Consider the following 25908-nt stretch of genomic DNA (forward strand, 5'->3'; position numbering starts at 1 on the left):
GCATGTCGAGCCGGGTGGCGGCGGCGAGGAGTTCGTCGTAGACCTTCGCGTATTCCTGCGCGCGTACGGCGTGGAGGTCATCCACGTCGGGTGCCGCGGACACCCCCACCTCTGCTCCCTGCTTCCCCGCGCCCTGCTCCTACTGCCCGGGGCCCGCCGTCCCCCGCACCGGCCCCACCCGGTCCAGCAGTCCCGTCCGGGCCGCCAGTGCCGCCGCCTCCAGCCTGGAGCCCACTCCCAGTTTCATCAGCACGCGCTGCACATGCGTCCGTGCCGTGGACGGCGCTATGCCCATGCCCGCCGCGATCAGCCGGGTGTCCTCACCGTCGGCCACCCGGACCAGGACCTCCACCTCACGCGGGGTCAGCATCCGCAGCAGCCGCTGCCCCTCGTCGTCCGGTTGTGCCGCCGGATTCAGCAGCTCGCCGAACGCCCCCTGCAGCAACTGCGGCGCCACCGCGGCCTCCCCCGCCCGCGCCTTCATGATCGCCCGTTCCACGCCCTCGATGCGTTCGTCCTGCCGCACATAGCCGGAGGCCCCCGCCGCGAACGCCGCCGCGATGCCGCGGGGGCTGGGCACCGGGCCCAGCACCAGCACCGCCACCTGCGGCCGCTCCCGCTTGATCTTCACCACCGGATCGAAGATGCCGGCCTCCGCCGGTGCCGCGGTCCCCAGCAGGCACACCTCCGGCGCCCTGCTGATCACCAGGTCCGCCGCCCCCGCCACCGGTGCCGCCGCGGCCAGCACCCGGTGCCCCCGCAGCTTCAACGCCGAGGCCAGCGCCTCGGCGAGCAGCCGGTGGTCGTCGACCACCATCAACCGCACACCCATGTATCAACCCCCCATACCGCGAGCGCATCCCCGTGCGCCGCCTCCCCGTCCGGTCCCGGAAGCTACACGCTTGTTCGACGTCGCGCTCCCCCTACCGGTGAGAATCGTCCCGGATCACCGAAATTCTCGCATTCGGTGGCGATGGGCACCCGATGAGCGGTACGCGTGCGGCCCCGCCCCTGAGCAGGGACGGGGCCGCACGAGCGGGCCGACGGAACGATCAGCCGGTTCCGAAAGCGATCGCCAGGTATTCCTTCCTGTCCAAGCTGGAATCGCTGGCGTACACCTTCGACATGTACAGGCGTCCCTGCGCGAACAGCACCTCGGAGCTCCTGGGCGACATCCCCGTCTCCGCGTCCCGCACCGCTTCCGTCGCCGGGTTCTCCAGCAGCTTGGTCTGCTCGAAGGTGCCGCCGTCGATGCTCACGACCTGCCCGCCCTTGTCGTAGGGCGGCCGCTTGTACGCCAGGATGTTGCCGCCGTCCATGCGCAGCGGGGTGATCGTGTAGCCGTCGCCGGCGTCGGCGCGCTGACCGGTCTGCTCGCCGGTGGCCAGGTCGAAGGCGACGACCTCGTTGGTCCTGCTGAACTCGGCCGTGCCGTCGTGCTCCTCGGTCGGGATGTACAGCCGGTCGTTGCCGACCGCCAGCCCGTTGCAGTACTCGATCCTGGTGATGCCGTCGCAGCGGGCCGCGAACTCCTCACCGGGCGCGGAGATGCGGGTACGCAGCTTGCCGGTCTTGTTGTCGATGGAGAAGAAGTCCGAGATGCCGCTGCCGTCACCGGCGGAGTCGCCGACGTCGGCGGCCACGACCAGCGGGTCGGTGGACACGACCGCGGCGTACTCGATGCCCTCGGTCATCTTGTACTCGGAGATCACCTTGCCGGACTTCGGGTCGATGGTCTGGATGTGCAGCTGCCGCTGATCGTACGAACCGCACTTGCGCACCGCGACCAGCTTCGGTCCGCCGCCGTACCCGGCGTCGTAGCAGGAGTCGGACGTCTTGGGCGACCACAGGGGCTTGCCGGAGGTGAGGTCCCAGGCGGCGCCGCCGCTGGTGCTGGCCGCCGCGACGGTGTTCCCGCTGACGGTGACGTTGTTGAAGCTGATCTCCTGGGTGCCGGACTTGGCCGTCTCGGACCACAGCTTCTCGCCCGTGGCCAGGTCGAAGACCGCGACCTGGGTGCATCGCTGCGGCTCGTTCTTGGTGGGCATCCTCGGCTTGTGGACGATCGCCGTCTTGCCGTCCTCGGTGGCGTGGGCGCTGGCCTCGCAGACCGGTCCGGGCAGGTCGAGCGTCCACACCTTGCTGCCCTTGACGGCGTCGTAGCCGACGACCTCGGCGATGCCGCTCTTGGCGTACACCGTGTCGGTCAGCCAGGAACCGGAGACGGAGATGCTCGTGCTGTCCTTCGGGGCCTTCGGCGCCGGGACCTGGAAGAGGACCTTGGCGGAGGGGTCGGCCGGGGCCTTCTCCTTGCCGCCGGCGGCGGAGCCGCCGTTCTCGGCATCCTTCTCGCCGCCGTCGCCGCCGTCGGCGCCGCCCGAGTCCGCGGTGGTCTCCTTGTCGCCGCCGGACGAGGACGAGGACGAGTACCAGACACCGGCGCCGACGATCAGGGCGATGGCCACGACCGCCGAGACGATGATGGCCAGCTGCGCGTTGATCTTCCGCCCGCCGCCGGGGGGCGGCTGCATCGGCACGGTCGGGTACGGGTAGCCGTGACCGGGCTGGCCGTAGGGCTGCTGCGGGTGTCCGTACGCACCCTGCTGGCCGTACGGCTGCGGCGGTTGGCCGTACGGACTCGGCTGGCCCGGGTAGCCGTAACCGGCCGGGGGCTGCTGCGGGTAGCCGTACCCGGGGGGCGGCGTCGGGCCCGTCGGCGCGGGCGGGGTCTGCGGGTAGCCGTATCCCGGTTCCGGGGTCTTGCTGAGGTTCGGCCCGGCCGGGGCGGACGGCGGCTGCTGCGCCGGCGGCTGCGACGGCTCGGCCGGCGGACCGAAGCCCGGCGGCGGAGCCGGCGTGGCCGACTGCTCGGGCTGCGAGGACTCGGGCTGCTGCTTGGGCTGTGACGGCTCGGGCTGCTGCGGGGGCTGGTTGGGCGGCTGGGGCGGCTGCGTCATGACGTGTGGACCTCGGAAGGATCGAAGAACCCGAAGAACCTGAGGAACCCGAAGGAATCGGAGGACTCTGAGGGCTCGGAGGACTCGGAGGACTCGAAGAAGGGGACGGACGGAGGGGAAGGGGCCGGACGGAGCGAGGGCGCCGACCGTACCCGGCCGGCGCGCCCCACCACTGCTGCGCGCCTCACTTGCCGTAGGCGAGCATCAACTTCTCCTTCGCCTCGTCGTTGCCGGACAGCCGGGTCGTCGAGATGTAGAAACGGCCGTCGACCCAGTCGATCGCCTTGCTGAAGAAACCGTTCTCGATCCTCGCGACGCCCTGCGGGTTCTGCAGCAGCGTGACCGGCTCGTGGCTGCTGCCGGTCGTCGGGACGGACACGACCCGGCCGCCCGCGTCGTACGACGGCTCCACGTAGGCGATGAGCTTGCCGCCCTCTACCTTCATCGGCACCATCGAGTCCGACGTCGGGGACTTCACCCGCCACTTCTCCTTGCCGGTGGCGAGGCTGATCGCGACGACCTCGTTGGCCCCGGTGATCGCCTTGGTGGGCAGGTAGAGGGTGTCCGCGTCGGCGGCGACGGCCTCGCAGCCCTGGAGGTCACGGGCGAAAATGGCCCAGCCGCACTCGGCGGCGAAGTCCTCGTCGACGGCGACCTGGGAGCGGATCGAGCCGTCGGCGCCGAGCGTGGAGATGTTCCACGCCTTCTTGTCCTTGTTGGTGCTGTAGATGACCACCGGGTCGATGGAGTAGGTGCGCTCGACGCGCCAGCCCTTCTCGAACTTCCGGGTCCACTTCACCTTGCCGGTCTTCGGGTCGAGCTCCTGGACCTGCTCGTGCTCGTTGTTCCCGCCGGCGCCGCAGGAAGCGACCTGGATCAGCCGCTTGCCGCCCGCGAAACCCGCGGGGAAGCATGCCTCGCCGTATTTCTTCTTGTCGTACATCTTCTTGCCGGAGGTGACGTCGAAGGCCGTACCGGACTGCGAGCGGCTCACCATCAGCGTGTCGCCGCTGAGGGTCATCTTGATGGAGACCACGGAGTCGAACAGCGCGCCGTCCTCGACCTTCTGCGTCCAGCCCTTCTCGCCGGTGTCGAGGTCGACGAGCTGGATCCGGTTGCACTTGGCCCGGTCGCTGCTGCCGCTCATGTACGCGACGACGATCTTGTCGTCGGACGTCTTGTCCTGGGTGGCCGCGCAGATCTTCTCGGGGAAGGCGATGGGCTCCCAGGTCGGCTTGCCGTCGGCGACGTTGTAGGCGGAGAGCTCCTTGTAGGCCGCCTTCACCGCCGCCTTGTCGGTGATCCACATGCCGGGGGCCTCGGCTCCGGAACCGGGCGCGTCGGGCGCCTCCTTGTACCAGAGCACCTTGGCCTCGCCGGACTGGCGGCCCGCGTTGAGGTCCTCCGGCTCCGAGCCGCCGTCTCCGCTGCCGTCGCCCGGGTCGACCGGGGCGCCGGAGGGGTCGGAGGAGTCGGGCTCGGGGGCGTCGCTCTGCTGGGCGACGGGCTTCTTGTCCTGCTTCCCGTCGTCGCCGGAGACCGCCCACACGGTGCCGCCGACCACCAGCAGCGCCGTCACCACCGCGGCGCCGATGATCATGGCGGGCTTGCCCTTGAAGGGGTTGCGGGAGCCGGGCCCCGGCTGCGGGGCGCCGGGCGCGCCCGGGTACTGCGGCTGCGGATAGCCGTACTCCGGCTGCCCGTACGGGCCGGGCTGCTGCGGCTGGCCGTAGGGCCCGGAGGCGTACGGTCCGGAGGCGTACGGTCCCGGCTGCTGGCCGTACGGGCCCGGCTGCTGCGGGTAGCCGTACCCCGGCTGCGGCGGCACACCGGACGGCGGGCCCTGCGGGGACGGCGGGGTCTGGGGCGGGCCCTGCGGGGGTGGCGGGGTCGGAGCCCCGAAACCGCCACCCGGGGCGGACGGATCCTGCGGCGCTCCGAAGCCGCCCTGCGGCGGCTGATTGGGCGGCTGAGCCATCAGCGCGTTCCCCCCTTGCTCACTGATTTTTGGCCACGCCCTGAGGTGCGTGATGTTCCCCAGAGTCGTATAAAGCCGGTTCTTACTCTTCTCAGACTGGGCCTTTCTATCACCCGGTACCGACAGGCCACCGGGCCCCGTCCAGCCCTGTTCCCAAGGGAGGACCGGCCCGTGATGCCCTCGTTACGCGCCCCCGCGCACCTCCACGCGCCTCCACGCACCCTTCACACGACGCGCGCCCCGCGCACGGACCCGTGCGCGGGGCGGTACGGACCCGGGTACGGGGGTCAGGCGTCCTCGGCGAGTTCCAGCCACCGCGTTTCCAGCGCCTCGCGCTGAGCGGCCGTCTCGCGCAGCTCCGCGTCGAGTTCGGCCACCTTCGCGAAGTCGGTGGCGTGCTCGGCGATGGCGGCGTGCAGCGTGGACTCCTTCTCGGAGAGCTTGTCCAGCTGCCGCTCGATCTTCTGCAGCTCCTTCTTGGCGGCGCGCACCTCGGCGGCGCTCTTCTCGGGGGCTTCCTCGACCGGTTTCGCCGCGGGGGAGGCGGCCGCGGCGGCCTCTTCCATTCGCTTGCGCCGCTCCAGGTACTCGTCGATGCCGCGCGGCATCATCCGCAGGGTGCCGTCGCCGAGCAGGGCGAAGACCCGGTCGGTGGTGCGCTCGACGAAGAACCGGTCGTGGGAGATGACGATCATCGAGCCGGGCCAGCCGTCGAGGACGTCCTCGAGCTGGGTGAGGGTCTCGATGTCGAGGTCGTTGGTGGGCTCGTCGAGGAAGAGGACGTTGGGTTCGTCCATGAGCAGCCGCAGCAGCTGGAGCCGCCGTCGCTCACCGCCGGACAGGTCGCCGACCGGTGTCCACTGCTTGTCCTTGTTGAAGCCGAACGTCTCGCACAGCTGCCCGGCGGTCATCTCCCGCCCCTTGCCGAGGTCGACGCGCTCCCGCACCGCCTGGACGGCCTGGAGCACCCGCCAGGTGGGGTCGAGTTCGGCGACCTCCTGGGAGAGGTAGGCGAGCCTGACCGTCTTGCCGACACCGATCCGGCCCGCCGCGGGCTGCACCTCGCCCTCGCTCCGGGCCGCCTCGGTCAGCGCCCGCAGCAGGGACGTCTTGCCCGCGCCGTTGACCCCGACCAGACCGATCCGGTCGCCGGGGCCGAGCTGCCAGGTGATGTGCTTGAGCAGCACCTTGGGTCCCGCCTGGATGGTGACGTCCTCCAGGTCGAACACCGTCCTGCCGAGCCGTGACGAGGCGAACTTCATCAGCTCGCTGCTGTCGCGCGGCGGCGGCACGTCCTTGATCAGCTCGTTGGCGGCCTCGACGCGGAAGCGCGGCTTGGAGGTCCGCGCGGGCGCCCCGCGGCGCAGCCAGGCCAGCTCCTTGCGGACCAGGTTCTGCCGCTTGGCCTCCTCGGTGGCGGCGATGCGCTCGCGTTCGGCGCGGGCGAAGACGTAGTCGGAGTAGCCGCCCTCGTACTCGTACACGGCACCGCGCTGCACGTCCCACATGCGGGTGCAGACCTGGTCGAGGAACCAGCGGTCGTGGGTGACGCAGACGAGCGCCGAGCGCCGCTCGCGCAGGTGCCGGGCGAGCCAGGCGATGCCCTCGACGTCGAGGTGGTTGGTGGGCTCGTCGAGGACGATCAGGTCCTGTTCCTCGATGAGCAGTTTGGCGAGCGCGATCCGGCGCCGTTCGCCACCGGACAGCGGTCCGATGACGGTGTCCAGGCCCTTGGGGAACCCGGGCAGGTCCAGCCCGCCGAACAACCCGGTCAGCACGTCGCGGACCTTGGCGTTGCCCGCCCACTCGTGGTCGGCCATGTCGCCGATGACCTCGTGCCGGACGGTGGCGGCGGGGTCGAGGGAGTCGTGCTGGGTGAGCACGCCGAGGCGGAGCCCGCCGGAGTGCGTCACCCGCCCGGTGTCCGCCTCCTCCAGCTTGGCCAGCATCCGGATGAGGGTGGTCTTGCCGTCGCCGTTGCGCCCGACGACACCGATGCGGTCCCCCTCCGAGACCCCGAGGGAGATGCCGTCGAGGAGGGCACGGGTGCCGTACACCTTGCTGACGTTCTCGACATTGACCAGATTGACGGCCATTTCTCTCCTGCCTGGGGGTTCGATCAGCTTTCCAGCGTAGGGCGTCCCCGGGGGCGGCCGGGGCGCGAGGGGGCGGTCACCCTTTGTGATGACGTGATCGGAAACAGGCGGCTACCTTGGAGGGCAGGCAGTAGGACCCCGTCCATCCCTGACCTTGCGTGGGTATCCCCCGCTTCGGCCAGGGAGGAAAACACATCCTTGACGCGGAGACGCGAAGCACGGAGTTCGCTGTGTCTTCGTCCTGACGGTCAGACGGGCCGCTTCTGCCCTTCGATGTACTGGCGAATCACGGTCAACGGTGCTTCGCCGCAGGATCCCACGAAGTAGGAGCAGAACCAGAACACCGACCCCGTGCCGGTGAGGTTGATCCGCCCCGTGTACTCAGCCCGCAGATACCTGGGACTGACGTCCTTGAGGCTGTTGACCAGCTTCGACAAGGCGAACTTCGGCGGGTAACGCACCAACAGGTGAACGTGGTCGGCTTCGCCGTTGAAATCCCTCAGCTTCGCTTCGAACGTGCTGCAGACCTCACGCATGACCTCTTCGCATCGCTTCAGCATGGCGTCATCGAACACACCGCGCCGGTGCTTGGTGACGAGCACCAAATGCGCATGAAGATCGTAGGTAACGTGACAACCAGTGTGAATATCAGAGTTTTATTCCCAGTGTGGCGATATAGGCCAAACGTATTAAGCTTCCGGAACTGACCAGGAAAGAGGGGTGGGCCGGATGATTCGCGCATACAAATTCCTCATGCGGCCTACCGTGGGCCAGCAGGGCGCGCTCGCTGAGATGCTTCGCGACCACCGCTCGCTCTACAACGGCGCGTTGCAGGAACGCCGCGACGCCTACCGGCACAGCTCGAAGACGACGGTCCGGTACGGGCAGCAGTCCGCCCAGCTCAAGGACATCCGCGCCTTCGACCCTGCGCGTCAGGGCCGTTGGTCGTTCTCCTCTCAACAGGCGACGCTGCGGCGGCTGGACAAGGCGTTCGCGGCATTCTTCCGGCGGGTCAGGGAAAGGGAGAAGCCGGGCTATCCGCGTTTCCGTTCGGACAAGCGGTTCGACACCGTGGACTTCCCGAAGAACGGCGACGGCTGCCGCTGGGACTCTACCCCGCACGATCCCGCCACCCGCGTCCGCCTCCAGGGCGTCGGCCACGTCAAGGTGCATCAGCACCGGCCGGTCGTCGGCAAGGTCAAGACGGTCTCGGTCAAGCGGGAAGGGCGGCGCTGGTACGTCATCCTGACCGCCGAGCAGACCGCGCCCGAGCCGCTTGCCCCGACTGGCAGCGCGATCGGCATCGACATGGGCACAGCGAATTTCCTCGCCGACTCCAACGGCGCGTTCGTGCCCAACCCCCGTCACGCGGCGAAGGCCGCCGCCAGGCTGGGAGAGGCCCAGCGGACACTCGCCCGGTGCAAGCGCGGCAGCAAGCGCCGGCGCAAGGCCGTAGAAACGGTGGCACAGCTGCACCGCAAGGTACGCCGTCAACGCCTGGACCACGCGCACAAGGCCGCGCTCGACCTCGTACGCGAACACGATTTCATCGCGCACGAAGACCTCAAGATCCGCAACATGAGCAAGTCCCCGGCCCCGAAGCCGGATCCCGCCACGCCGGGCGGCTTCCTGCCCAACGGGGCCGCCGCCAAGGCCGGGCTGAACCGCTCGATCGCTGATGCCGGATGGGGGGTGTTCCTGACGATCCTCACCGCCAAGGCAGAATGCGCCGGACGGGAAGTGATGGCCGTGGACCCCCGCAACACCTCTCGGCAGTGTCCCATATGCGGGCACACCGCCAAGGAGAACCGGCCCACCCAGGACACGTTCCACTGCGTCTCGTGCGGCCACCACGCGCACGCGGACACGGTAGGTGCCCTGAACGTTCTACGGGCCGGGCTGGTCCGTCGCGAAGCCCAGTCGGCATAGCGAGAAGCCCCCACCTTCACGCGGGGGAAGAGTCACGGGAGGAACCATGACCGCCGAGTCCGTAGAGCACCACCGTCACTGGCCGGTGCCGCCTGTGGACGGTTACACCGTGGACGACCTGTTCACACTGCCCGATCTCCCGCCGCACACTGAGCTGATCGACGGGAGCCTGGTTTTCGTAGGTCCGCAGCGCAATTTCCACGCAGACGTGATCGACCTGCTGGTCAGCGGCCTGCGGCGAAGCGTGCCGAAGAAGTACAGGGTGAAACGGGAGATGACCGTCGTCCTGGATCGGCGCAACGGACCAGAGCCCGATGTGAGTGTGGTCTTCGCCGATGCGGTCCGTGGCCCGGACCAGACGAGCTACCAGGCTCAGGACGTGGTCCTGGCCATCGAGGTCGTGTCCCCGGACTCGGAGTCCCGCGATCGTACGACCAAGCCGCACAAGTACGGCACCGCAGGCATTCCCCACTTCTGGCGCGTCGAGCGGGACGGAAGCGGCCGCATCCCACTCGTTCATGTATACGAGTTGGACCCGATGACTCGCTCGTACGTGCACATGGGCATGCACCGCAACCGGATCAAGGTCGACGAGCCGTACACCATCGACATCGACCTCACGGCCATCGACGAACTCTGATCCGAGCCCTCTCAGATCACCGTCGCGCCCGGTACGGGACCTACCGCCGTACGCACCGTGCGGCAGGTGCCCGAGGCACGCAGGGCGCGGGCGATCCCGTCCGCCGCTTCCGCGTCCCGGGCGAGGAACGCCGTGGTCGGCCCCGACCCCGAGACCAGTGAAGCCAGTGCCCCGGCCGCACGCCCCGCCGCCAGCGTGTCCGCCAGCTCCGGGAAGAGCGACAGCGCCGCCGGCTGGAGGTCGTTGGAGACGGCCGCGGCCAGCCCGTCGCAGTCGCCCTTGGCGAGGGCGTCCAGCAGGTCCTGCGAGGCCACCGGCTCGGGGACGTCCCGGCCCTCGGCGAGCCGGTCGAACTCCCGGAAGACCGCCGGGGTCGACAGCCCGCGCCCGGCCATCGCGAACACCCAGTGGAAGGCGCCGCCCACCTCCAGCTCGGTCAGCCTCTCGCCCCGCCCGGTGCCCAGCGCCGCCCCGCCGACCAGCGCGAACGGCACGTCGCTGCCCAGCTCGGCGCAGATCTCGAGCAGTTCCGCCCTCGATGCGCCGGTCCCCCACAGCGCGTCGCAGGCCAGCAGCGCGCCGGCGCCGTCCGCGCTGCCGCCCGCCATGCCGCCGGCGACGGGGATGTCCTTGGCGATGTGGAGGTGCACGTCGGCGTCCCGGCCGTACCGCTCGGCGAGTGCGAGGGCGGCGCGGGCGGCAAGGTTCGTACGGTCCAGGGGGACCTCGGCGGCGTCCGGGCCCGCGCAGGTGACGCGCAGCCCGTCCGGCGAGGGGGTCGCGGTGACCTCGTCGTGGAGGCCGACCGCGAGGAAGACGTTGGCCAGGTCGTGGAAGCCGTCGGGGCGGGCCGCGCCGACGGCGAGCTGGACGTTGACCTTGGCGGGCACGCGGACGGTGACGCTCACGCGGCGGACTCCTCGGACTGCTCGGGCCGCTCGGGCCGCTCGGGCCGCTTGTGTTCGGCGATGCGCGCGAACTCCTCGACGGTCAGGGACTCGCCGCGCGCCTGCGGCGACACCCCGGCGGCGACGAGGGCGGCCTCGGCCGCCGCCGCCGAGCCCGCCCAGCCGGCGAGGGCCGCCCGCAGGGTCTTGCGGCGCTGGGCGAAGGCCGCGTCGACGACGGCGAAGACCTCGCGCCGGGAGGCGGTGGTCCTCGGCGGCTCGCTCCGGCGGACGAGGGAGACCAGCCCGCTGTCGACGTTGGGGGCCGGCCAGAACACGGTCCGTCCGATGGCGCCGGCCCGCTTGACCCGCGCGTACCAGTTGGCCTTGACCGAGGGCACGCCGTACACCTTCGAACCGGGCGCGGCGGCGAGCCGGTCGGCGACCTCCGACTGGACCATGACGAGGGTGCGCTCGATGCTCGGGAAGGTCTCCAGCATGTGCAGCAGCACCGGCACGGCCACGTTGTAGGGCAGGTTGGCGACCAGCGCGGTCGGGGCGGGGCCGGGCAGCTCGGTGACGTGCATCGCGTCGGAGTGGACCAGCGCGAACCGCTCGGCGCGCTCCGGCATGCGGGCCGCGACGGTCGTGGGCAGCGCGGCGGCCAGCACGTCGTCGATCTCGACGGCGGTGACCCGGTCGGCGGCCTCCAGCAGCGCCAGGGTGAGCGAGCCGAGCCCCGGGCCGACCTCGACGACCACGTCGTCGGGGCGGACCTCGGCGGTGCGGACGATCCGGCGGACCGTGTTCGCGTCGATCACGAAGTTCTGGCCGCGCTGCTTGGTGGGCCGTACGCCGAGGGCGGTCGCGAGTTCGCGGACGTCGGCGGGGCCCAGGAGGGCGTCGGGGGTGGGGCTGGTCACGGGACAAGGGTACGGGGCGCCGGGGGCCCGCAGGTCACGCCTGTGGATAACCGAAAGCACGGGCCGTGTTCGCCGCGAGCGCCGTGGCGAGGGTGTCCTCGTCGACACCGCGTACGGCCGCCATGGCCCGCACCGTGACCGGCACCAGGTACGGGGCGTTGGGCCGGCCGCGGTAGGGCGCCGGCGTCAGGAAGGGGGCGTCGGTCTCCACCAGGATCAGCTCCGGCGGGGCCACGGCGAGCGCGTCGCGCAGGTTCTGGGCGTTCTTGAAGGTGATGTTGCCGGCGAACGACATGAAGTACCCGGCACGGGCGCAGGTCTCCGCCATCTCGGCGTCGCCCGAGTAGCAGTGGAAGACGGTGCGCTCCGGTGCGCCCTCCTCCTTGAGCACCCGCAGCACGTCGGCGTGGGCGTCGCGGTCGTGGATCACCAGGGCCTTTCCGTGCCGCTTGGCGATCTCGACGTGGGCGCGGAAGGACCGCTCCTGCGCCTCCTTGCCCTCCGGCCCGGTGCGGAAGTAGTCCAGTCCGGTCTCGCCGACGCCCTTGACCTGGGGCAGCGCGGCCAGCCGGTCGATCTCGGCGAGCGCCTCGTCCAGCGCGGCCTCCCCGCCCGGCTCCCGCGCCCCCTGCCGCGACCACCCTCCCCCAGCCCTGGGGGGCTGGGAGGTGCCCCCAGGGTCGCCGAGCACGATGCGCGGGGCCTCGTTCGGGTGCAGCGCGACCGTCGCGTGGACGGCGTCGTACGCCGCCGCCGTCTCCGCCGCCCACCGGGACCCCTCGACGTCGCAGCCGACCTGCACCACCGTCGTCACGCCCACCGACGCGGCCTTGGCGAGCCCTTCCTCCACGGTGCCGGACTGCATGTCGAGGTGGGTGTGCGAATCCGCGACCGGTACCCGCAGGGGCTCCGGGAGCGGCGGGGCGGCGTTCTTGTCGGGGGCGTTCGAAGACATGCCCCCGATCCTACGGAAGCGGCGCGGGCGTCAGCCCGCCCTGTGGAAGAGGTGCAGGAGGTGGGACAGCTGCCACTGGTGACGCTCCCGTGCGGGCGTCGATCCCTCGGGCTCCCACGGCGCCTCGACGGGCCCGGCGGCCGGCACCAGGCGTTCGCGGTGGGCGGCGTCCCGGGCGGAGGCGACCCGGCCCGGCCGCATGATCCGCACGACGTGGCCGTCGCAGTGCCGGCACGTCGGACGGCTCAGCGGGGAGGGCACGACCCGGCCGTCCGCCAGGTAGCGCACGGTCTCCCGGCCGTCGATGTCCGTGTGGTGCTCTATCTCGTACGACTGCTCCCAGCCGTACCCGCAGCGCATGCAGGCGAACGAGTACGACTCCCTGACGACGCCGTCGGTGCGGTGTCCGGCCCTTCCTGCGATCTCGGTCATCCCGGCTCCTGTCGGTCCACGGCGGGCACGGGCCGGTGCGGCCCGTGCCCGTCTCCAGTGGACTCCTCCCAGGAGGCGAAAGCAGGAGGGGAGGCAGAGTATTGGAGCCGTTTTGAGCGTTTCGTTGCCGAAGGCTCCCAAACGCTTTACGGACGTCCCCGGCCGCCCCGGTCCCCGCTCACCCCGCGGGGTGTTTCGCCGCCACCACCGCGTCGAAGACCTCCCGCTTGGGCACCCCCGCCTCGACCGCGACCGCCGCGATCGCCTCCTTGCGCCGCTCCCCCGCCTCCTCGCGCACCCGCACCCTGCGCACCAGCTCGGCGGCGTCCACCTCCCCGGGGCCCCGGTCCGGCGCGCCCTCGACCACGACGGTGATCTCCCCGCGCACCCCCTCGGCCGCCCACGCGGCCAGTTCGGCGAGCGAGCCCCGCCTGACCTCCTCGTACGTCTTGGTCAGCTCGCGGCAGACGGCGGCCCGGCGCTCCGCGCCGAACACCTCGGCCATCGCGGCGAGCGTGTCGTCGAGCCGGTGCGGGGACTCGAAGTAGACGAGGGTGCGCCGCTCCCCGGCCACCTCCCGCAGCCGCCCGAGCCGCTCCCCCGCCTTGCGGGGCGGGAAGCCCTCGAAGCAGAACCGGTCGACGGGCAGTCCGGACAGGGCGAGCGCGGTGAGCACGGCGGACGGTCCGGGCACCGCGGTGACCTTGATGTCCCGCTCCACGGCGGCCGCGACCAGCCGGTACCCGGGGTCGGACACGGAGGGCATCCCGGCGTCCGTCACCAGCAGCACGCGCGCGCCGCCGGCCAGTTCCTCGACCAGTTCGGGCGTACGGGCGGACTCGTTGCCCTCGAAGTACGACACCACCCGGCCCTTGGGGGTGACGCCGAGCGCCTGGGCCAGCCGCCGCAGCCGCCGGGTGTCCTCGGCGGCGACGACGTCGGCGCCGGCCAGCTCCTCGGCGAGCCGGGGCGGGGCGTCGGAGACGTCGCCGATGGGGGTGCCTGCGAGTACGAGGGTTCCGGTCACTCCCCCATCCTCCCAGGGCCGGGCGGGCCGGAGGGTCCGGGCGGACCGGCCTCGTCCGGAACCGGGCATACCACCCATGCGCGGGACTCCCACAGCGCCGTTCCCTACGATGGCGCGGTGACCAGTACCGCGTCCTCCACGGACATCCGGCAGGAGCAGTCGCCACAGGAGCGGCAACCGTCGTGGCAGCAGCGGTTGCGCCGCTTCGGCCACCCGGCGACGGGGACCGGGGGCAGCGCCCCCGAGGTCCCCGGGGCTCCCGGGGTTTCCGGGACTCCCGACATCCGTGACCGCCTGGTCCCGCCGTACACCGAGCCGTCCGGCAGGCTGTGGAGCACGCTCGGGGTGCCGCCGGTGCTCGCCGACCGGATCGTCCGCTGGTCGGCGTGGGGCGGTCCGCTGCTGGTCACCCTGTTCGCGGGGGTGCTGCGGTTCTGGAACCTGGGCAGCCCCAAGGCGGTGATATTCGACGAGACGTACTACGCCAAGGACGCGTGGGCGCTCGTCCACCGCGGCTTCGAGGTCAACTGGGACAAGAACGCCAACGACCTGATCCTCTCCAGGGGCGGGGACGTCCCGATCCCGACCGAAGCGGCGTACGTCGTGCATCCGCCGGTCGGCAAGTACGTCATCGGGCTGGGCGAGCTGCTGTTCGGGTTCGACCCGTTCGGCTGGCGGTTCATGACGGCCCTGCTCGGGACGGTCTCCGTCCTGATGCTGTGCCGTATCGGCCGGCGCCTGTTCCGTTCCACGTTCCTGGGCTGCCTCGCGGGCGCGCTGATGGCGGTGGACGGGCTGCACTTCGTGATGAGCCGCACCGCGCTGCTCGACGGGGTGCTGATGTTCTTCGTGCTCGCGGCCTTCGGGTGCCTGCTCGTCGACCGGGACCGGGCCAGGGCGCGGCTCGCCGCCGCGCTGCCGGTGGGCCCCGACGGCCGGCCCCTGCCGGACCCGGACATCGCCGAGAACACCCGGCTGGGCCTGCGGCCCTGGCGGTTGGCGGCGGGGCTGATGCTGGGCCTGGCGTTCGCCACGAAGTGGAACGGGCTGTACGTCATGGCCGCGCTCTGCGTGATGGCGGTGCTGTGGGACGTCGGCGCGCGCCGCACCGCCGGCGCCCGCCACCCCTACCGGGCGGTGGTGCGGCGCGACCTGGGCCGGGCTTTCCTCTCCACCGTCCCCATCGCGCTCGCGACGTACGTCGCCTCGTGGCTCGGCTGGTTCCTCTCCGCGGACGACGGCAGCGGCGGCTACTACCGCGACTGGGCGGCGACCGACGGCAAGGGCGGCAGCTGGTCCTGGCTGTTCCCCGACTGGTGGCGCAGCTTCTGGCACTACGAGAACCAGGTGTACGACTTCCACGTCGGCCTGTCCTCGCCGCACCCCTACGAGTCCAACCCGTGGAGCTGGATCGTCACCGGCCGCCCGGTCTCCTACTTCTACGAGTCCCCGGCGCCCGGCAGGGACGGCTGTCCGGCCGACGCGGCCGAGAAGTGCGCCCGCGAGGTGCTGGCCCTGGGCACGCCCATGCTGTGGTGGGTGGCCTGCTTCGCGCTCCTCTACGTCCTGTGGCGCTGGTTCTTCCGCCGTGACTGGCGGGCGGGCGCCATCGCCTGCGGCGTCGCGGCCGGCTATCTGCCGTGGTTCCTGTACCAGGAGCGCACGATCTTCTTCTTCTACTCCATCGTCTTCCTCCCGTTCCTGTGCCTGGCGGTGGCGATGCTCCTGGGCGCCCTCGTCGGCCCGCCCCGCTCCAGCGACACCCGCAGGGTCGCGGGCGCGACGGCGGCCGGCGTCCTGGTCCTCCTGATCGCCTGGAACTTCATCTACTTCTGGCCCATCTACACCGGCACGTCGATCCCCATCGACGACTGGCGGGCGCGGATGTGGCTGGACACCTGGGTCTAGCTGGGCAGATGCAGCACGAGGGCGCGGCAGTCTGCCGCGCCCTCGTGGTCGTTGTTGGTCGTTAGCGGTTGCCATGGGCCACCCCCGGACGGCCCAGAGACGGCCCGTTAGTCGGGGCTGACAACAGGGCTGAGACACACCGTGCCGACAACGCCTGGTGCCTGCGGACTCAAGAACTGAGCAGCGCCGCACGACCCATGTAAGCGATAATCCTCGTCCCGATGCCTCTTAAGGAGATCCCAGCGGACGATCGAACACTTACCCACAAGCGTCCACCAATCCGTCTTCCATTAACCAGCCAGAAGGAGCGCAACTAAATGAATCTGGAAGTCCAAGAAGACGGCAGAAACAAAAGCCACACATACGGCACAATCCGGGCAGGAGAAGTAGAGTTATTCGCCTTTCGAAATTTCGGCTATCCCGATAACGAGCTTGAGATAGGAATGACTTCCCCAGAGGCCATGCAGGTGCATTTTGGGGACATTATGGGTGCGTTCGCCAAGAAAATCCCCGGCCTCGACCTCACAGTGGGTAGTCCAGCAGAGTGGCCAGAATTCTCAACATGGCGAGAATCTTCCCCTATGAGTTTGACTCTCGGTTTTGACGAAGAGGACATCTGGTTCACCTTCGACTGGATAAATGGGCAGCCACCCACGGTAACTTTTTCCATCCCCTTTGCGCAGGTCGTGTCAGAAAGTGAGGTGCGGCAGCGCTCGGAAAGAATCCTGCTCAGGCATGGAATGAAGCTCCTCAACGTGGAGGAGTACGACGAATATAAATTCCATACATGGTCGATCCAGGCCGCCTGCATAAAGGATCAGCGGTTGAGTGACGCCAAGGACTGCGCCCAACAGCTCACTATCGCAGCGCACTCGATTGCATGGCCCAATGAGCTATCTCGCGCAGAAACCCTGCGAATCATACGACTGGGTCAGGTCGAGACCCTGCTGGGATGGCTCACAGAGAACGAGTGGTTCGACGCCAAAGAGAGCGTCGTTCTTGATGCACGCGGAACGGTGGAGTTCGCCAAGGACCTTGCGCAATTTGCCAACGGGCCCGCTGGGGGGCTGCTCCTGATCGGAGCCAGAACCAGCAAAGACGAGGGCGGCGTCGAGACCCTATCGAAATTGTGCCCGCTGGATAAAAACCCCAAATCCCCTCAACCTGTTACCCGCCTAGCTCAAAGCCTGCGGGACATCGCTACGTCGCACATCTACCCGTTGCCCGAAGGGCTAAAAATAGAGGTAGTCGACACCTCTAAAGGCCAGGTCATCTGCGCCCATATTCCAAAACAAGCAAAGAACGTAAAGCCGTTTATCGTGACAGGCGAGGCAGTATCCGGCAAGATCAAGAATACATTCTTCAGCATTCCTGTTCGCACCCACGACGGTAACGTCCCAGTATCATCACGCGAAATTTACGCATTGTTGGCGGGTCGCATGATCCGACTGCAAGACGGAGACGCGGGCAAGGAGGGATAATTCAAATCGGTCACTATTAAACGCAATGAGGGACGGTACGTGTGGAGCAGACGTGGAGCGACTATCAGGGCGGCCAACTCGGCAGCGTCATCGCCGCTCTTCCCGCCCTTCTTCCTCACAGGGCTCACTCGACGCCGTCATTCCCGTTCTGCGGTATCCGGCACGAGTCGGCTCGTGAACCCGGCGTCACGCAGGCGCTCGTACGCTGCGACCACGTCATCGGGAACGCGCTGCTCAATCATGAATCCCTGTTGCGGGTAGATCATGAGTCGCTGCTGTGCGCCGGTCAACATGTCGATGACCAGGCGTGCGTCTCCGATCGAGTCGACGTAGTCAGCCAGGGGCATGGGTGTGGATGTGCTGACCCACTCGACTTCGGGCCACAGTTTGCGGGCGGTCGCGTAGGCCCGCCGTTCCTCGTACGGCTTGCTGATCAACAGGACGGAGGACACGGCGGCCTGGTGCTCTTCGAGTAGTGCGCGCGAGAAGCGGATGTTCTCTCCTGTGTTCCGGGCCCGCGGCTCAACAAGGATGGCGTCAGCCGGCACCCCCAGTTCCATCGCTCGCTCACGGTAGTGCTCGGCCTCGCCGCGCGGCATGCGGTCGCGTGTGGTGCGGCTGGTCGCCCCGGTGAAGACGATCAGCGGCATCATGCCCCGGTGGTAGAGATCGGCGGTTGCCTCCGCGACTCCGAGGTCATGGCTGCCGAGTCCGATCGCGACAGAGCATGGGCGCAGCTCGTGACCCATCTGCTGGAAGTCCCAGAGCCGTTGAGCGTCGGCCCATGCCTGTGCTGAGATCACTTACTCTCGCCCTTCGCTTTCGCTGAGTCGGGGACCTTGAAGTCGTACGTCCAGGCGAAGCGTGTCGCCGCGTGAACGCCGATCGCGAATTCCACCACGGTGCCGTCGGCCGTGCAGGTCGTCCGGTGCAGCTCCACCACCCATTCGCCCGGCACGAGCTGGAGGAGCTGGGCCTCATCCGCCGTGGGGATACGTGCGAACAGCGTCTCCTGGATGTGGTCGATCTCGTATCCGGCGTCGTACAGGACATGGAAGTCCGGTGCGTATGAACTGCTGCTCCCCGCTCATGGTTTGAGCGGGGAATGCCTTCATACCGCGCTGCTTGAAGACGGCAGGCTGTGGTGGGCACCGGTCAGCAGACTGCGCGGATCATCACCGTGAGGACCGGGGAAGCCGGTGACGGCTGGCTCTGTCCGATGTCCTCGTAGCCCCACGACTTGTAGAGCGCGTGGACCTTTCCGTCGCCGGCGGCCGGGTTGACCATGAGTGTGACGTACGGCTCGTCGCGGGTGGCGAGGAGGGCGTCGTGGATGCGGCGGGCGGTGCCGGTCTTCCGCCAGGTCGGCCGGACACCGATCTCCTTCAGGGCCACGGCCGGACGTTCGGTGTACTCGTCCGCCGGTGCCGGGCTGGTGCGCTGCCAGTAGCGGTCTCCGTGCTCGATGGTGTTGCCGTAGGCGTAGCCGACCGGGTGCCCGTCCGCGTAGGCGAGGACGGCTGTGAACCCCGGCTCTGCACTGTGCCGGTCCAGACGCTCGCCGAACGCGGTGACCGCGTAGTTCGGCAGGTGCAGCAGTGGGGCGCGTACATCGGCGTACACGTCGAGGAGGTCGCCGCGGACGGGATCCAGGGCGGTGAAGGTGCGCAGGTCGATGGCGGGCGCCGTGGTCATGCGGCCATCCTCCAGGAGGCGGTGTGCTCGGTCCAGGTCTGGATGGTGGTGCTGCCGGGTGCGGTGGCGCGCAGCGCGGCCCCGAACTCCTGGAGCATGCGCGAGACGCGAGCGTGTCGGGTGGCGGCGTCGGCGGACACTTCCATCGCGGTGGCCGTGGCGGCGTCGGCGTCGCCCTGGGCGAGCTGGGCGTGGGCGAGCCGGGTCGTGGTGATGGCCCGGGACCTGACCATGTGGGGGCGGAGGGCGAACAGGCAGCGGTGGGCGTGGTACTCGGCGGTCGGATAGGCGCCGAGTGCCAAGTTCGCTGACAGAGCCAGGGAATCCAGCTCGGCCTGGTCGTAGAAGGCGAGCATCCACACCGGCCGGTGGTCGGCGGGGTCGGCGCGCAGCATGGCGTCCTGGGCCTGCTCGAATGCACGGCGGGTGCCGGTGCGGTCCTGTGCCGCTCCGTGGATGGCGCCCTGGCGGGCCAGGCCGAGGGATGCGAACAAGGGGTCTCGGCGGGTGAGGTGCAGGTTGCGGGCGACATCGTTGGCGGCGAGCGCATCAGCAGGGCGGCCCATGTGCCGGTACATGGTGCCCGCGTGGCTCCAGATGCGGAACTTGATCGACTGGTCGCCGGACATCTCGGCGAGGGCCTGGGCTTCGCGCATGTGCGCCTTGGCGATGTCGTAGCGGCGGCCGTCGATGGCGGCCCACATCGCGGAGGAGCGGAAGGCCGCTGCGGAGGCGTAGAGGCTGCTGCGTACGCGTTGGGTGGCGCTGCCGGCGTTCTGGAGGTTCAGCGCCTCGTCGGCGAGCGCGGAAGCCCGCTGCTCGATGCCGAGTTGTCCGCCGTGACGGTGGTCGCTGGCAATGATCTCGGCGAAGCGCTTGTTCAGGCGGTTGACGTCGCTCATACCGATACGGCGCGGCGATGCGCTGCCGGGCGCTGCGGCTGCTGCGGCGGCAGCCGCAGCGATGCCGCCGACGAGGGTGCGGCGCTTCATGTCGGGGTCCTCCTGCTGAGATGAGGCTGGGGTGGACGAAGGCCGACTCCGTGGCACGAACCCTAAAGCGACGGCGGGCAGTCCGGTGACGTCCTCAAGTGCTTTGCGGGCGGCCGATTTGGGCCACGTGACCCGGCCCGCCTTCCATGCCCGGACCGATGAACCGTCGAGCCCGCCAGGGCGCCCGGTCAACCGTTCAATGGCCCTGTTCACGGCCTCGGCAAGGCTGTTGGAGCTGTAGCCGTGTTCGGTCATCCACGCCTCAAGAACGGTGTTGCGGGTGGTGTCCATGCGGGCACGGTAGCCCGCGCGCTTCTCACCCGCCAGGTAAAGGAAAAGCCAAAACACCCTAGGTCCGGCCGGTGGATGAATCCCTGAACGCCCTAACCAACATGCTGGGAGCGGGAGTTGTCTGGGTACTGGCCGCCCGTTACCTCCTCCGGTCCGGGTGGCTGTTGACGGCCCGGCTTACCCCTGAAGTGTTCCGAGGGAATAGCCGGGCGCCGAGACAACACGAAGGCTCCACCCCAATGACGAGTCTGAAAAAGCCGACTGAGGCCGCCTCCGTCGGCCACCCCAAGTACAGCCAGACCTTTCCGTGCGAGCCGTCCACGGCCGAGATCGGCCGGAAACTCGTCCGGGACGTCCTTGGCGTATGGCACCTCGATGACCTTGCTGACCGAGCCGCACTGGTCATCACGGAGCTGATCGCGAACGCCTCCAGGCACACCCCGTGCTCCGAGATCCGCCTCATCGTGGGGCGGCCGAGCGCGATACGGGTACGCCTCGGGGTCGTGGACCGGGAACCCTCACTCCTGCCGGCGCTCAGCCGTGCCGGTGAGGACGACGAGTCCGGCCGCGGACTGCTCCTCATCGATGCTGTCGCCGACCGTTGGGGCTACGAACTGCAAGGCTCGGGCAGACGTCCATGGGGCAAAGAGGTCTGGGCCGAACTCCGCACCAAGGGCGACGAGTGAGTATCCCGGCTACGGCTCCCTCAACCCTTCCGGCCATCGCCGGACTCCGGTCCCACCAGCAGATGGCCATGGACTGCGCCCTCTGTGCCCACCCACTGGAGGCGAGCGACCGGCGACTGGGCGAGGTACGCCACCGGGACCTGCTGTTCCAGCTCTGGGCCTGCGCTCCCAACTGCCAGGCCCCCGGACCGAACTTCCCGACCAGCTGAGAAACCGGCACACGACTTCCCGATGTGAGGCAGGCGGCCCGCGAGGACTTTCTACGTGGGTCACGCCCCCTCATGCCGGGCGGCCAGAAGCCGTCCGGGGAGCCAGCCGTCCGGCCATGCTCCCGCTGACGGCGTCTGGTGGGCGTTCCAGCCCAGCAACACACCAACGATTGCGAGGAGTTGAAGCATGACACGCAGCACCGTAGTTCCCAGCCGTACCGAGGTGCGCCCGCAGATCCCGGGGGCATCGGACGGCTTCGACCTCGACGTTTCCCTCGTGGAGATCGCCGACCCGGCAGGCCTGGTCAACCTGACCGACGACAACTGCGGGTCCACCTGCGGCGCCTGCACCACCAACGTCGGCTGACCCGCCCCTAGTTCACCCCGGTCTGGTGCCGTCGCGTCCCGGCGCGGCGGCGCCAGCCGCCCGTCCCCTCGCCTACGGAGGTCATCGGTGGTTACTCCGCCCGCAGTGTTCCGAACCGGTTCCACTGCTCTCGTGCGCGCCGTGGCCCGGCCCTTGCTGCCGGTTCCTCCGTGTCCTGACCTCGATGACCACTCGCCCGGTGGTTCGTCTTCCTGTGTGGTGTGGCTGCGCGCGGTCTGGGCGAACAAGGACGTCGCCGAGGCACTACAGCACTCCAGCCCGGTTCTGGCCGCGCAGGTACGGGCCCTGTGTGCGGCCGAGCATCCTCCCCTGCGGGACGTGCGACGCGCGGCGCTGTCCGTAGCCCGCTACCTGCTGCGGGCCCAGCACCGGGCGACGCCCTTCGGTCTGTTCGCCGGTGTGGCCACCGCGCAGTTCGGTCCGCAGGCGCGTGCGGACTGGGGTGAGGAGCACGTGGCCGTCGGCCGCGCGGGGGCAGAGTGGCTGGCCGCCGTGGTCGAACGGTTGGAGTCGTGTCCGGACCTCCTCGAACGGTTGCCCGTCGTCGTCAACAACACCGTGACGATCCGGGAAGGCCGGCTCATCGTGCCGTTCCAGCCCGACGTCCAGGACGACCGGACTCGCGCGGTCGAGGCGTCCCTGGCCCTGACCGAACCGGTGCGCGCGGTCCTCGCCGCGAGCCGGGCGCCGATCCGGTTCGAGACGCTTGTGGACAAGCTCCGAGCGAAGTTCCCCGAGGCCAGACCGGAGAAGGCGCGTCGTCTGCTGACGGAGCTGATCCGGCGGCGAGTGCTGATCACGAGCCTGCACGCGCCGAGCACCGAAACCGACGCCCTCGGGTGTCTGCTCGACCGACTCGACGTGATCGACGCCGGAAGCCTCGCTCCGGTCGCGGAGGCGGTGCGCGAGCTGCACGCGGTTCGGGCGGATCTGGAGGAGTGCGCCACGCGCGGCGGCCGGGACAGCATCACGGCACGGATGCGTGCGCTCGTTCCTGGCCTGCGCCGCCACCCCGTCGCGCTCGACCTGCGCCTGGACGCGCAGATTGTTCTGCCGGAAGCGGTCGCCCGGGAGATCGAGCGCGCCGCCCTCATCCTCACCCGGGTGAGCACCCGGCCGTACGGAACCGCCGCGTGGAACGACTACCACCAGCGGTTCTACGAGCGGTACGGCATCGGCACGATGGTGCCGCTCGTGGAGACCGTGGCGGACAGCGGCACCGGCTGTCCCGACGGCTACCCGGGTGCTCCGGGCGAGGCGCGTCGGCCTCGTGTCTCCGCTCGGGATGACGCCCTCGTACGGCTGGCGCAGGCCGCTGCACTCGACGGTTGTGACGAGGTACTCCTCACGGACGAGCTGATCGCGGCCCTGGACGTGGGGCCAAAGGAGCCTCGGATGCCGCCGCACCTGGAGGTGGGGGTACGGGTGCACGCGGCCGGCCTCGAAGAGTTGCAACGCGGGCGGTTCCGGCTGGAGGTCGTGAGCGTGTCCCGTGGTGCCGGCGTCTCCTCGGGCCGGTTCCTCAGCGTGCTGTCCCCGGGCGACCGCGAGGCGTTGGCCGCGGAACTGGCCGATCTCCCGGCCGCGGACGGCAACACCGTGCCCGCGCAGCTCTCCTTCCCGCCGCTCCTCCCGGAGAGTGCTCACGTCACCCGCGCCCCGCAGGTCCTGCCCACCGTGATCAGTCTCCAGGAACACCGCGCCCCGAAGGAGAACATCCTCACCCCGGGGGATCTGGCCGTGGGGTGCGACGGCCGTCGCATGTACCTGGCCGCTCCGGAACGAGGCCACCGCGTCGAGGCCGTCGGGGTGAACGCGCTGAACCTGCACACGCACACTCCGCCGTTGGCGCGGTTCCTCACCGAGTTGTCCCGCGCCCAGTGCGCACAGGTCACCGTGTTCGACTGGGGCGCCGCAGCGGCGATGCCGTTCCTACCGCGCCTGCGGTACGGGCGCACCGTACTGGTCCCGGCACGTTGGCGGCTGGAGGCGACCGAGCTGCCCGGCCGCGCTCGCCCTCGGGCCGAGTGGGACTCCGCTCTCACCGACTGGCGGGCCCGTCGGTGGCTGCCGCGCCGCATCCACCTCGTCGAGGACGACCGGCGCCTCTTTCTCGACCTCGACGAGGCCGGCCACCGGACGCTCCTGCGCCGACACCTCGACCGTACGCGCTCGGCCGTGCTCGTCGAGGCTCCGGAACCGGACGCGTACGGCTGGTGCGACGGGCGAGCCCATGAGGTCGTAGTACCCCTCAAGGCGACCCGGCCACCGACATGGCCTCCCCTGCCCTCCCCTACCCGGGCTCGCGCCCTGTCGCCCGCCCAGACGCAGACCCCCGCATCCTCCTCGGTACTGCTCGCCGCCCTGTACGGAGATCCCCGCCGCCAAGACCTTCTGCTCACCCGGCACCTTCCCGGCCTCCTAGAACAGCTCGGCAACCCGCCGTGGTGGTTCATCCGCTTCCGCGACCCGGACCAGCACCTCCGCGTACGCATTGCCCTCCCCGATCCGGGAGCCTTCGCCCGAACGGCTCGTACGGTGAGTGCGTGGGCCGACGGGCTGCGAGGTGCCGGCCTGCTGGCTGATCTGCGCTACCCCACCTCCTACCGGGAGATGGGCCGCTGGGGTTCCAGCGCCGCCTGGGAGACAGCCGAGGAGGTGTTCCGGGCGGACTCGCGGGCCGTCCTGGCCCAGCTCGCGCAACCACAGCGCCCAGGTCAGCGCACATTAGTGGCGGCCCATACCGTCGCCATCGCCTCCGCGTTCCTCGGGAGCGCCGAAGCCGGGATGCGGTGGCTGATCGACCGCATCCCGCCGACAGCACCCGTACCCGTGCCACGTCCGCAGTTCACCGAGGCCGTACGGCTCGCCGACCCCCGCGACGACTGGGCGGCACTGCGCGAGGCCCCGGGCGGAGACGCCATCGTGTCGGGATGGGCAGACCGGGATGCGGCGCTCGCCGCGTACCGGCCGCACCTGCCGGGCCCGGACACCCAGGGCATCGCCGTCGACGACGTCCTGACCTCCCTCCTGCACGTCCACTTCGTGCGGCACGTCGCGGTGAACTTCCCCGAGGAAGAGGTTTGTCTCCACCTGGCGCGTGCCGCCGCTCTGGCCTGGGCCGCCCGCACCATCGGGAGGCCGTCATGACCGCCCACCCCGCACTCGACCTGGCCGACACCATCGCCTCCCGGCTTGCCGACCCTGACACTGCGCTTCTCGTCCCCCGGAAACACCGGCAGCACCTTGCCTACGGCCCGCCCGGCATCGCGCTCCTGCACATCGAGCGGGCCGCGAACGGCCTCGGACCATGGCAGCGCGCCCACAGCTGGCTCGCCGCCGCCTCCCGCCAGCCGTTCACCAGCGGCCCCGACAGCCATCCCTTCTACGGGGTGCCCGCCTTCGCCCACGCCCTGGCCTGTGCCGCCGACCACCTACCCGGCTCCTACCAGCGCGCCCTCGACACGATGGACCGACAGGTCAAGGCCGATGTCAGGCGCCGTCTCGACACCGCACACCGCCGCATCGACACCGGACGCCTGCCGCAGCTCGCCGAGTTCGACACCATCCGGGGCCTCACCGGATACGGCGCCTACCTCCTGCGCCGTGACCCCGGCAGTCCCACAATGCGCGCCGCCCTCGACTACTGCGTGCGTCTTACCGAGCCGCTCACCCACCACGACGAGACCCTGCCGGGCTGGTGGACGGAGGCAAGCCCCTCGGGCAGCCCGGACGACGACCGGTTCCCCGGCGGGCACGCCAACGGCGGCATGGCCCACGGCATCGGCGGCGTGCTCGCGCTCCTGGCCCTCGCCGCCCGGAACGGCACCGTCACCGACGGACACCACGCGGCACTGCGCACCATCCTGGCGTGGCTGGACCGCTGGCAGCAGGAGACCGGCCGCGGACCGGTCTGGCCGTACTGGGTCACCCGGGGCGAGTTGCGCACCGGACGCCTCACCCCGTCCGCACCCCGGCGGCCGTCCTGGTGCTACGGCACCGCTGGCCTCGCCCGCGCCCAGCAACTCGCCGCGCTCGCCCTCGGCGACACCGGCCGCCAGATCGACGCCGAGAACGCGCTCGTGGCGGCCCTCGCCGATCCCGACCAGCTCAAGGCCACGACGGACAACGGCCTGTGCCACGGCTTCGCCGGCCTCGCCCACGTCGCCGCCCGTACGGCCGACGACGCCCACCCCTCGACCGTGGGTCGGCTCCGCGCCGCAATCCCGGCACTTCTGGCTGCGGTCCGTCCGCCGGACGCCGACCCCGAACTCACCGCCACGACTCTCATTCAGGACGCGAAACGAGGCCCTGGTCTGCTCGACGGCGCCGCCGGCACAGCCCTGGCGCTCCTCGCGTTCAGCACAGCCGTACCGCCCCGGACCGCCTGGGACGCCTGCCTGCTCATTGCCTGATCCACCGACCGAAGGACCC

22 protein-coding genes and 1 pseudogene are annotated in these 25908 nt (G+C 70.0%); 9 read left to right on the plus strand and 14 right to left on the minus strand.

The genetic code is table 11. The features are described from left to right. Nucleotides 1–139 precede the first annotated feature (139 nt). The 5 genes from ACWEQO_RS22975 to tnpA all read right to left on the minus strand — a co-directional run bounded on the left by ACWEQO_RS22975 (nt 140) and on the right by tnpA (nt 7678). Nucleotides 140–832 carry a helix-turn-helix transcriptional regulator gene (locus ACWEQO_RS22975; RefSeq protein WP_452985025.1) on the minus strand — a complete coding sequence of 231 codons (693 nt, stop codon included), beginning with the start codon at nt 830–832 and terminating at the stop codon, nt 140–142. 220 nt (nt 833–1052) lie between these two features. Continuing rightward, a complete protein-coding gene (locus ACWEQO_RS22980; RefSeq protein WP_452985026.1) occupies nt 1053–2957 on the minus strand; it encodes an outer membrane protein assembly factor BamB family protein in 1905 nt (634 codons plus the stop codon). A gap of 184 nt (nt 2958–3141) precedes the next feature. After that, nucleotides 3142–4935, minus strand: a complete 1794-nt coding sequence (locus tag ACWEQO_RS22985; RefSeq protein WP_452985027.1) for an outer membrane protein assembly factor BamB family protein — start codon at nt 4933–4935, stop codon at nt 3142–3144. A 287-nt stretch (nt 4936–5222) separates the two neighbouring features. Next, the gene (locus ACWEQO_RS22990; protein WP_452985028.1) at nt 5223–7031 is read right to left on the minus strand and encodes an ABC-F family ATP-binding cassette domain-containing protein; all 1809 of its coding nucleotides are present in this window, start codon (nt 7029–7031) and stop codon (nt 5223–5225) included. Nucleotides 7032–7279: 248 nt separating this feature from the next. Beyond that, complete coding sequence (tnpA, locus tag ACWEQO_RS22995) at nt 7280–7678, minus strand: IS200/IS605 family transposase (RefSeq protein WP_452985093.1); 399 nt, start codon at nt 7676–7678, stop codon at nt 7280–7282. Between the two features lie 82 nt (nt 7679–7760). Here tnpA and ACWEQO_RS23000 point away from each other — a divergent pair, with 82 nt between their 5' ends. Continuing rightward, nucleotides 7761–8960 (plus strand): RNA-guided endonuclease InsQ/TnpB family protein, encoded by a 1200-nt coding sequence (locus ACWEQO_RS23000; RefSeq protein ID WP_452985029.1) that lies wholly within the window; start codon nt 7761–7763, stop codon nt 8958–8960. A 46-nt stretch (nt 8961–9006) separates the two neighbouring features. After that, nucleotides 9007–9600 (plus strand): Uma2 family endonuclease, encoded by a 594-nt coding sequence (locus tag ACWEQO_RS23005; protein ID WP_452985030.1) that lies wholly within the window; start codon nt 9007–9009, stop codon nt 9598–9600. 11 nt (nt 9601–9611) lie between these two features. Here ACWEQO_RS23005 and ACWEQO_RS23010 read toward each other — a convergent pair whose 3' ends face one another. From ACWEQO_RS23010 to rsmI, 5 genes are all read right to left on the minus strand, one after another. Next, nucleotides 9612–10508 (minus strand): 4-(cytidine 5'-diphospho)-2-C-methyl-D-erythritol kinase, encoded by an 897-nt coding sequence (locus ACWEQO_RS23010; RefSeq protein WP_452985031.1) that lies wholly within the window; start codon nt 10506–10508, stop codon nt 9612–9614. After that, a complete protein-coding gene (gene rsmA, locus ACWEQO_RS23015) occupies nt 10505–11410 on the minus strand; it encodes a 16S rRNA (adenine(1518)-N(6)/adenine(1519)-N(6))-dimethyltransferase RsmA (RefSeq protein WP_452985032.1) in 906 nt (301 codons plus the stop codon). Before rsmA ends, ACWEQO_RS23010 begins: the two co-directional genes overlap by 4 nt. 34 nt (nt 11411–11444) lie before the next feature. Further along, nucleotides 11445–12365, minus strand: coding sequence for a TatD family hydrolase (locus tag ACWEQO_RS23020; RefSeq protein ID WP_452985033.1), 921 nt, complete (start codon nt 12363–12365; stop codon nt 11445–11447). A 30-nt stretch (nt 12366–12395) separates the two neighbouring features. Beyond that, nucleotides 12396–12797, minus strand: coding sequence for a hypothetical protein (locus ACWEQO_RS23025; protein WP_361452300.1), 402 nt, complete (start codon nt 12795–12797; stop codon nt 12396–12398). Nucleotides 12798–12975: 178 nt separating this feature from the next. Beyond that, entirely contained in the window at nt 12976–13824 is an 849-nt protein-coding gene (gene rsmI / locus ACWEQO_RS23030; RefSeq protein WP_361452297.1) for a 16S rRNA (cytidine(1402)-2'-O)-methyltransferase, read from the minus strand. Between the two features lie 117 nt (nt 13825–13941). On the opposite strand from rsmI, the gene ACWEQO_RS23035 reads away from it, so the two are divergent. Both ACWEQO_RS23035 and ACWEQO_RS23040 read left to right on the plus strand, forming a co-directional pair. Beyond that, complete coding sequence (locus tag ACWEQO_RS23035; RefSeq protein ID WP_452985034.1) at nt 13942–15732, plus strand: dolichyl-phosphate-mannose--protein mannosyltransferase; 1791 nt, start codon at nt 13942–13944, stop codon at nt 15730–15732. Nucleotides 15733–16049: 317 nt separating this feature from the next. Continuing rightward, on the plus strand, nt 16050–17213 hold the full coding sequence (locus ACWEQO_RS23040; protein ID WP_452985035.1) for a hypothetical protein: 1164 nt from the start codon (nt 16050–16052) through the stop codon (nt 17211–17213). A gap of 137 nt (nt 17214–17350) precedes the next feature. On the opposite strand, the gene ACWEQO_RS23045 is transcribed toward ACWEQO_RS23040, so the two are convergent. The 4 genes and pseudogenes from ACWEQO_RS23045 to ACWEQO_RS23060 form a co-directional block, all read right to left on the minus strand. Continuing rightward, nucleotides 17351–18016, minus strand: coding sequence for a YdcF family protein (locus tag ACWEQO_RS23045; protein ID WP_452985036.1), 666 nt, complete (start codon nt 18014–18016; stop codon nt 17351–17353). Then, nucleotides 18013–18270 (minus strand): annotated as a pseudogene (locus tag ACWEQO_RS23050) (UTRA domain-containing protein); the annotation flags it as partial. The pseudogene ACWEQO_RS23050 and the gene ACWEQO_RS23045, both read right to left, overlap by 4 nt. Before the next feature lie 98 nt (nt 18271–18368). Further along, complete coding sequence (locus tag ACWEQO_RS23055; RefSeq protein ID WP_452985037.1) at nt 18369–18908, minus strand: N-acetyltransferase family protein; 540 nt, start codon at nt 18906–18908, stop codon at nt 18369–18371. Beyond that, nucleotides 18905–20191, minus strand: a complete 1287-nt coding sequence (locus ACWEQO_RS23060) for an XRE family transcriptional regulator (RefSeq protein WP_452985038.1) — start codon at nt 20189–20191, stop codon at nt 18905–18907. The genes ACWEQO_RS23055 and ACWEQO_RS23060 overlap by 4 nt, the downstream gene beginning before the upstream one ends. Nucleotides 20192–20430: 239 nt before the next feature. Here ACWEQO_RS23060 and ACWEQO_RS23065 point away from each other — a divergent pair, with 239 nt between their 5' ends. The 5 genes from ACWEQO_RS23065 to ACWEQO_RS23085 all read left to right on the plus strand — a co-directional run bounded on the left by ACWEQO_RS23065 (nt 20431) and on the right by ACWEQO_RS23085 (nt 25889). Continuing rightward, a complete protein-coding gene (locus ACWEQO_RS23065; RefSeq protein WP_452985039.1) occupies nt 20431–20877 on the plus strand; it encodes an ATP-binding protein in 447 nt (148 codons plus the stop codon). After that, nucleotides 20874–21086: a hypothetical protein gene (locus ACWEQO_RS23070; protein ID WP_452985040.1), complete on the plus strand. Its 213-nt coding sequence runs from the start codon at nt 20874–20876 to the stop codon at nt 21084–21086. The genes ACWEQO_RS23065 and ACWEQO_RS23070 overlap by 4 nt, the downstream gene beginning before the upstream one ends. Before the next feature lie 187 nt (nt 21087–21273). Beyond that, entirely contained in the window at nt 21274–21453 is a 180-nt protein-coding gene (locus tag ACWEQO_RS23075) for an FxLD family lanthipeptide (RefSeq protein WP_452985041.1), read from the plus strand. 216 nt (nt 21454–21669) lie between these two features. Beyond that, nucleotides 21670–24624, plus strand: coding sequence for a lantibiotic dehydratase (locus tag ACWEQO_RS23080; RefSeq protein ID WP_452985042.1), 2955 nt, complete (start codon nt 21670–21672; stop codon nt 24622–24624). Beyond that, complete coding sequence (locus tag ACWEQO_RS23085) at nt 24621–25889, plus strand: lanthionine synthetase C family protein (protein ID WP_452985043.1); 1269 nt, start codon at nt 24621–24623, stop codon at nt 25887–25889. Before ACWEQO_RS23080 ends, ACWEQO_RS23085 begins: the two co-directional genes overlap by 4 nt. Nucleotides 25890–25908: the final 19 nt, after the last annotated feature.

The sequence above is a fragment of the Streptomyces sp. NPDC004051 genome (assembly GCF_053604275.1).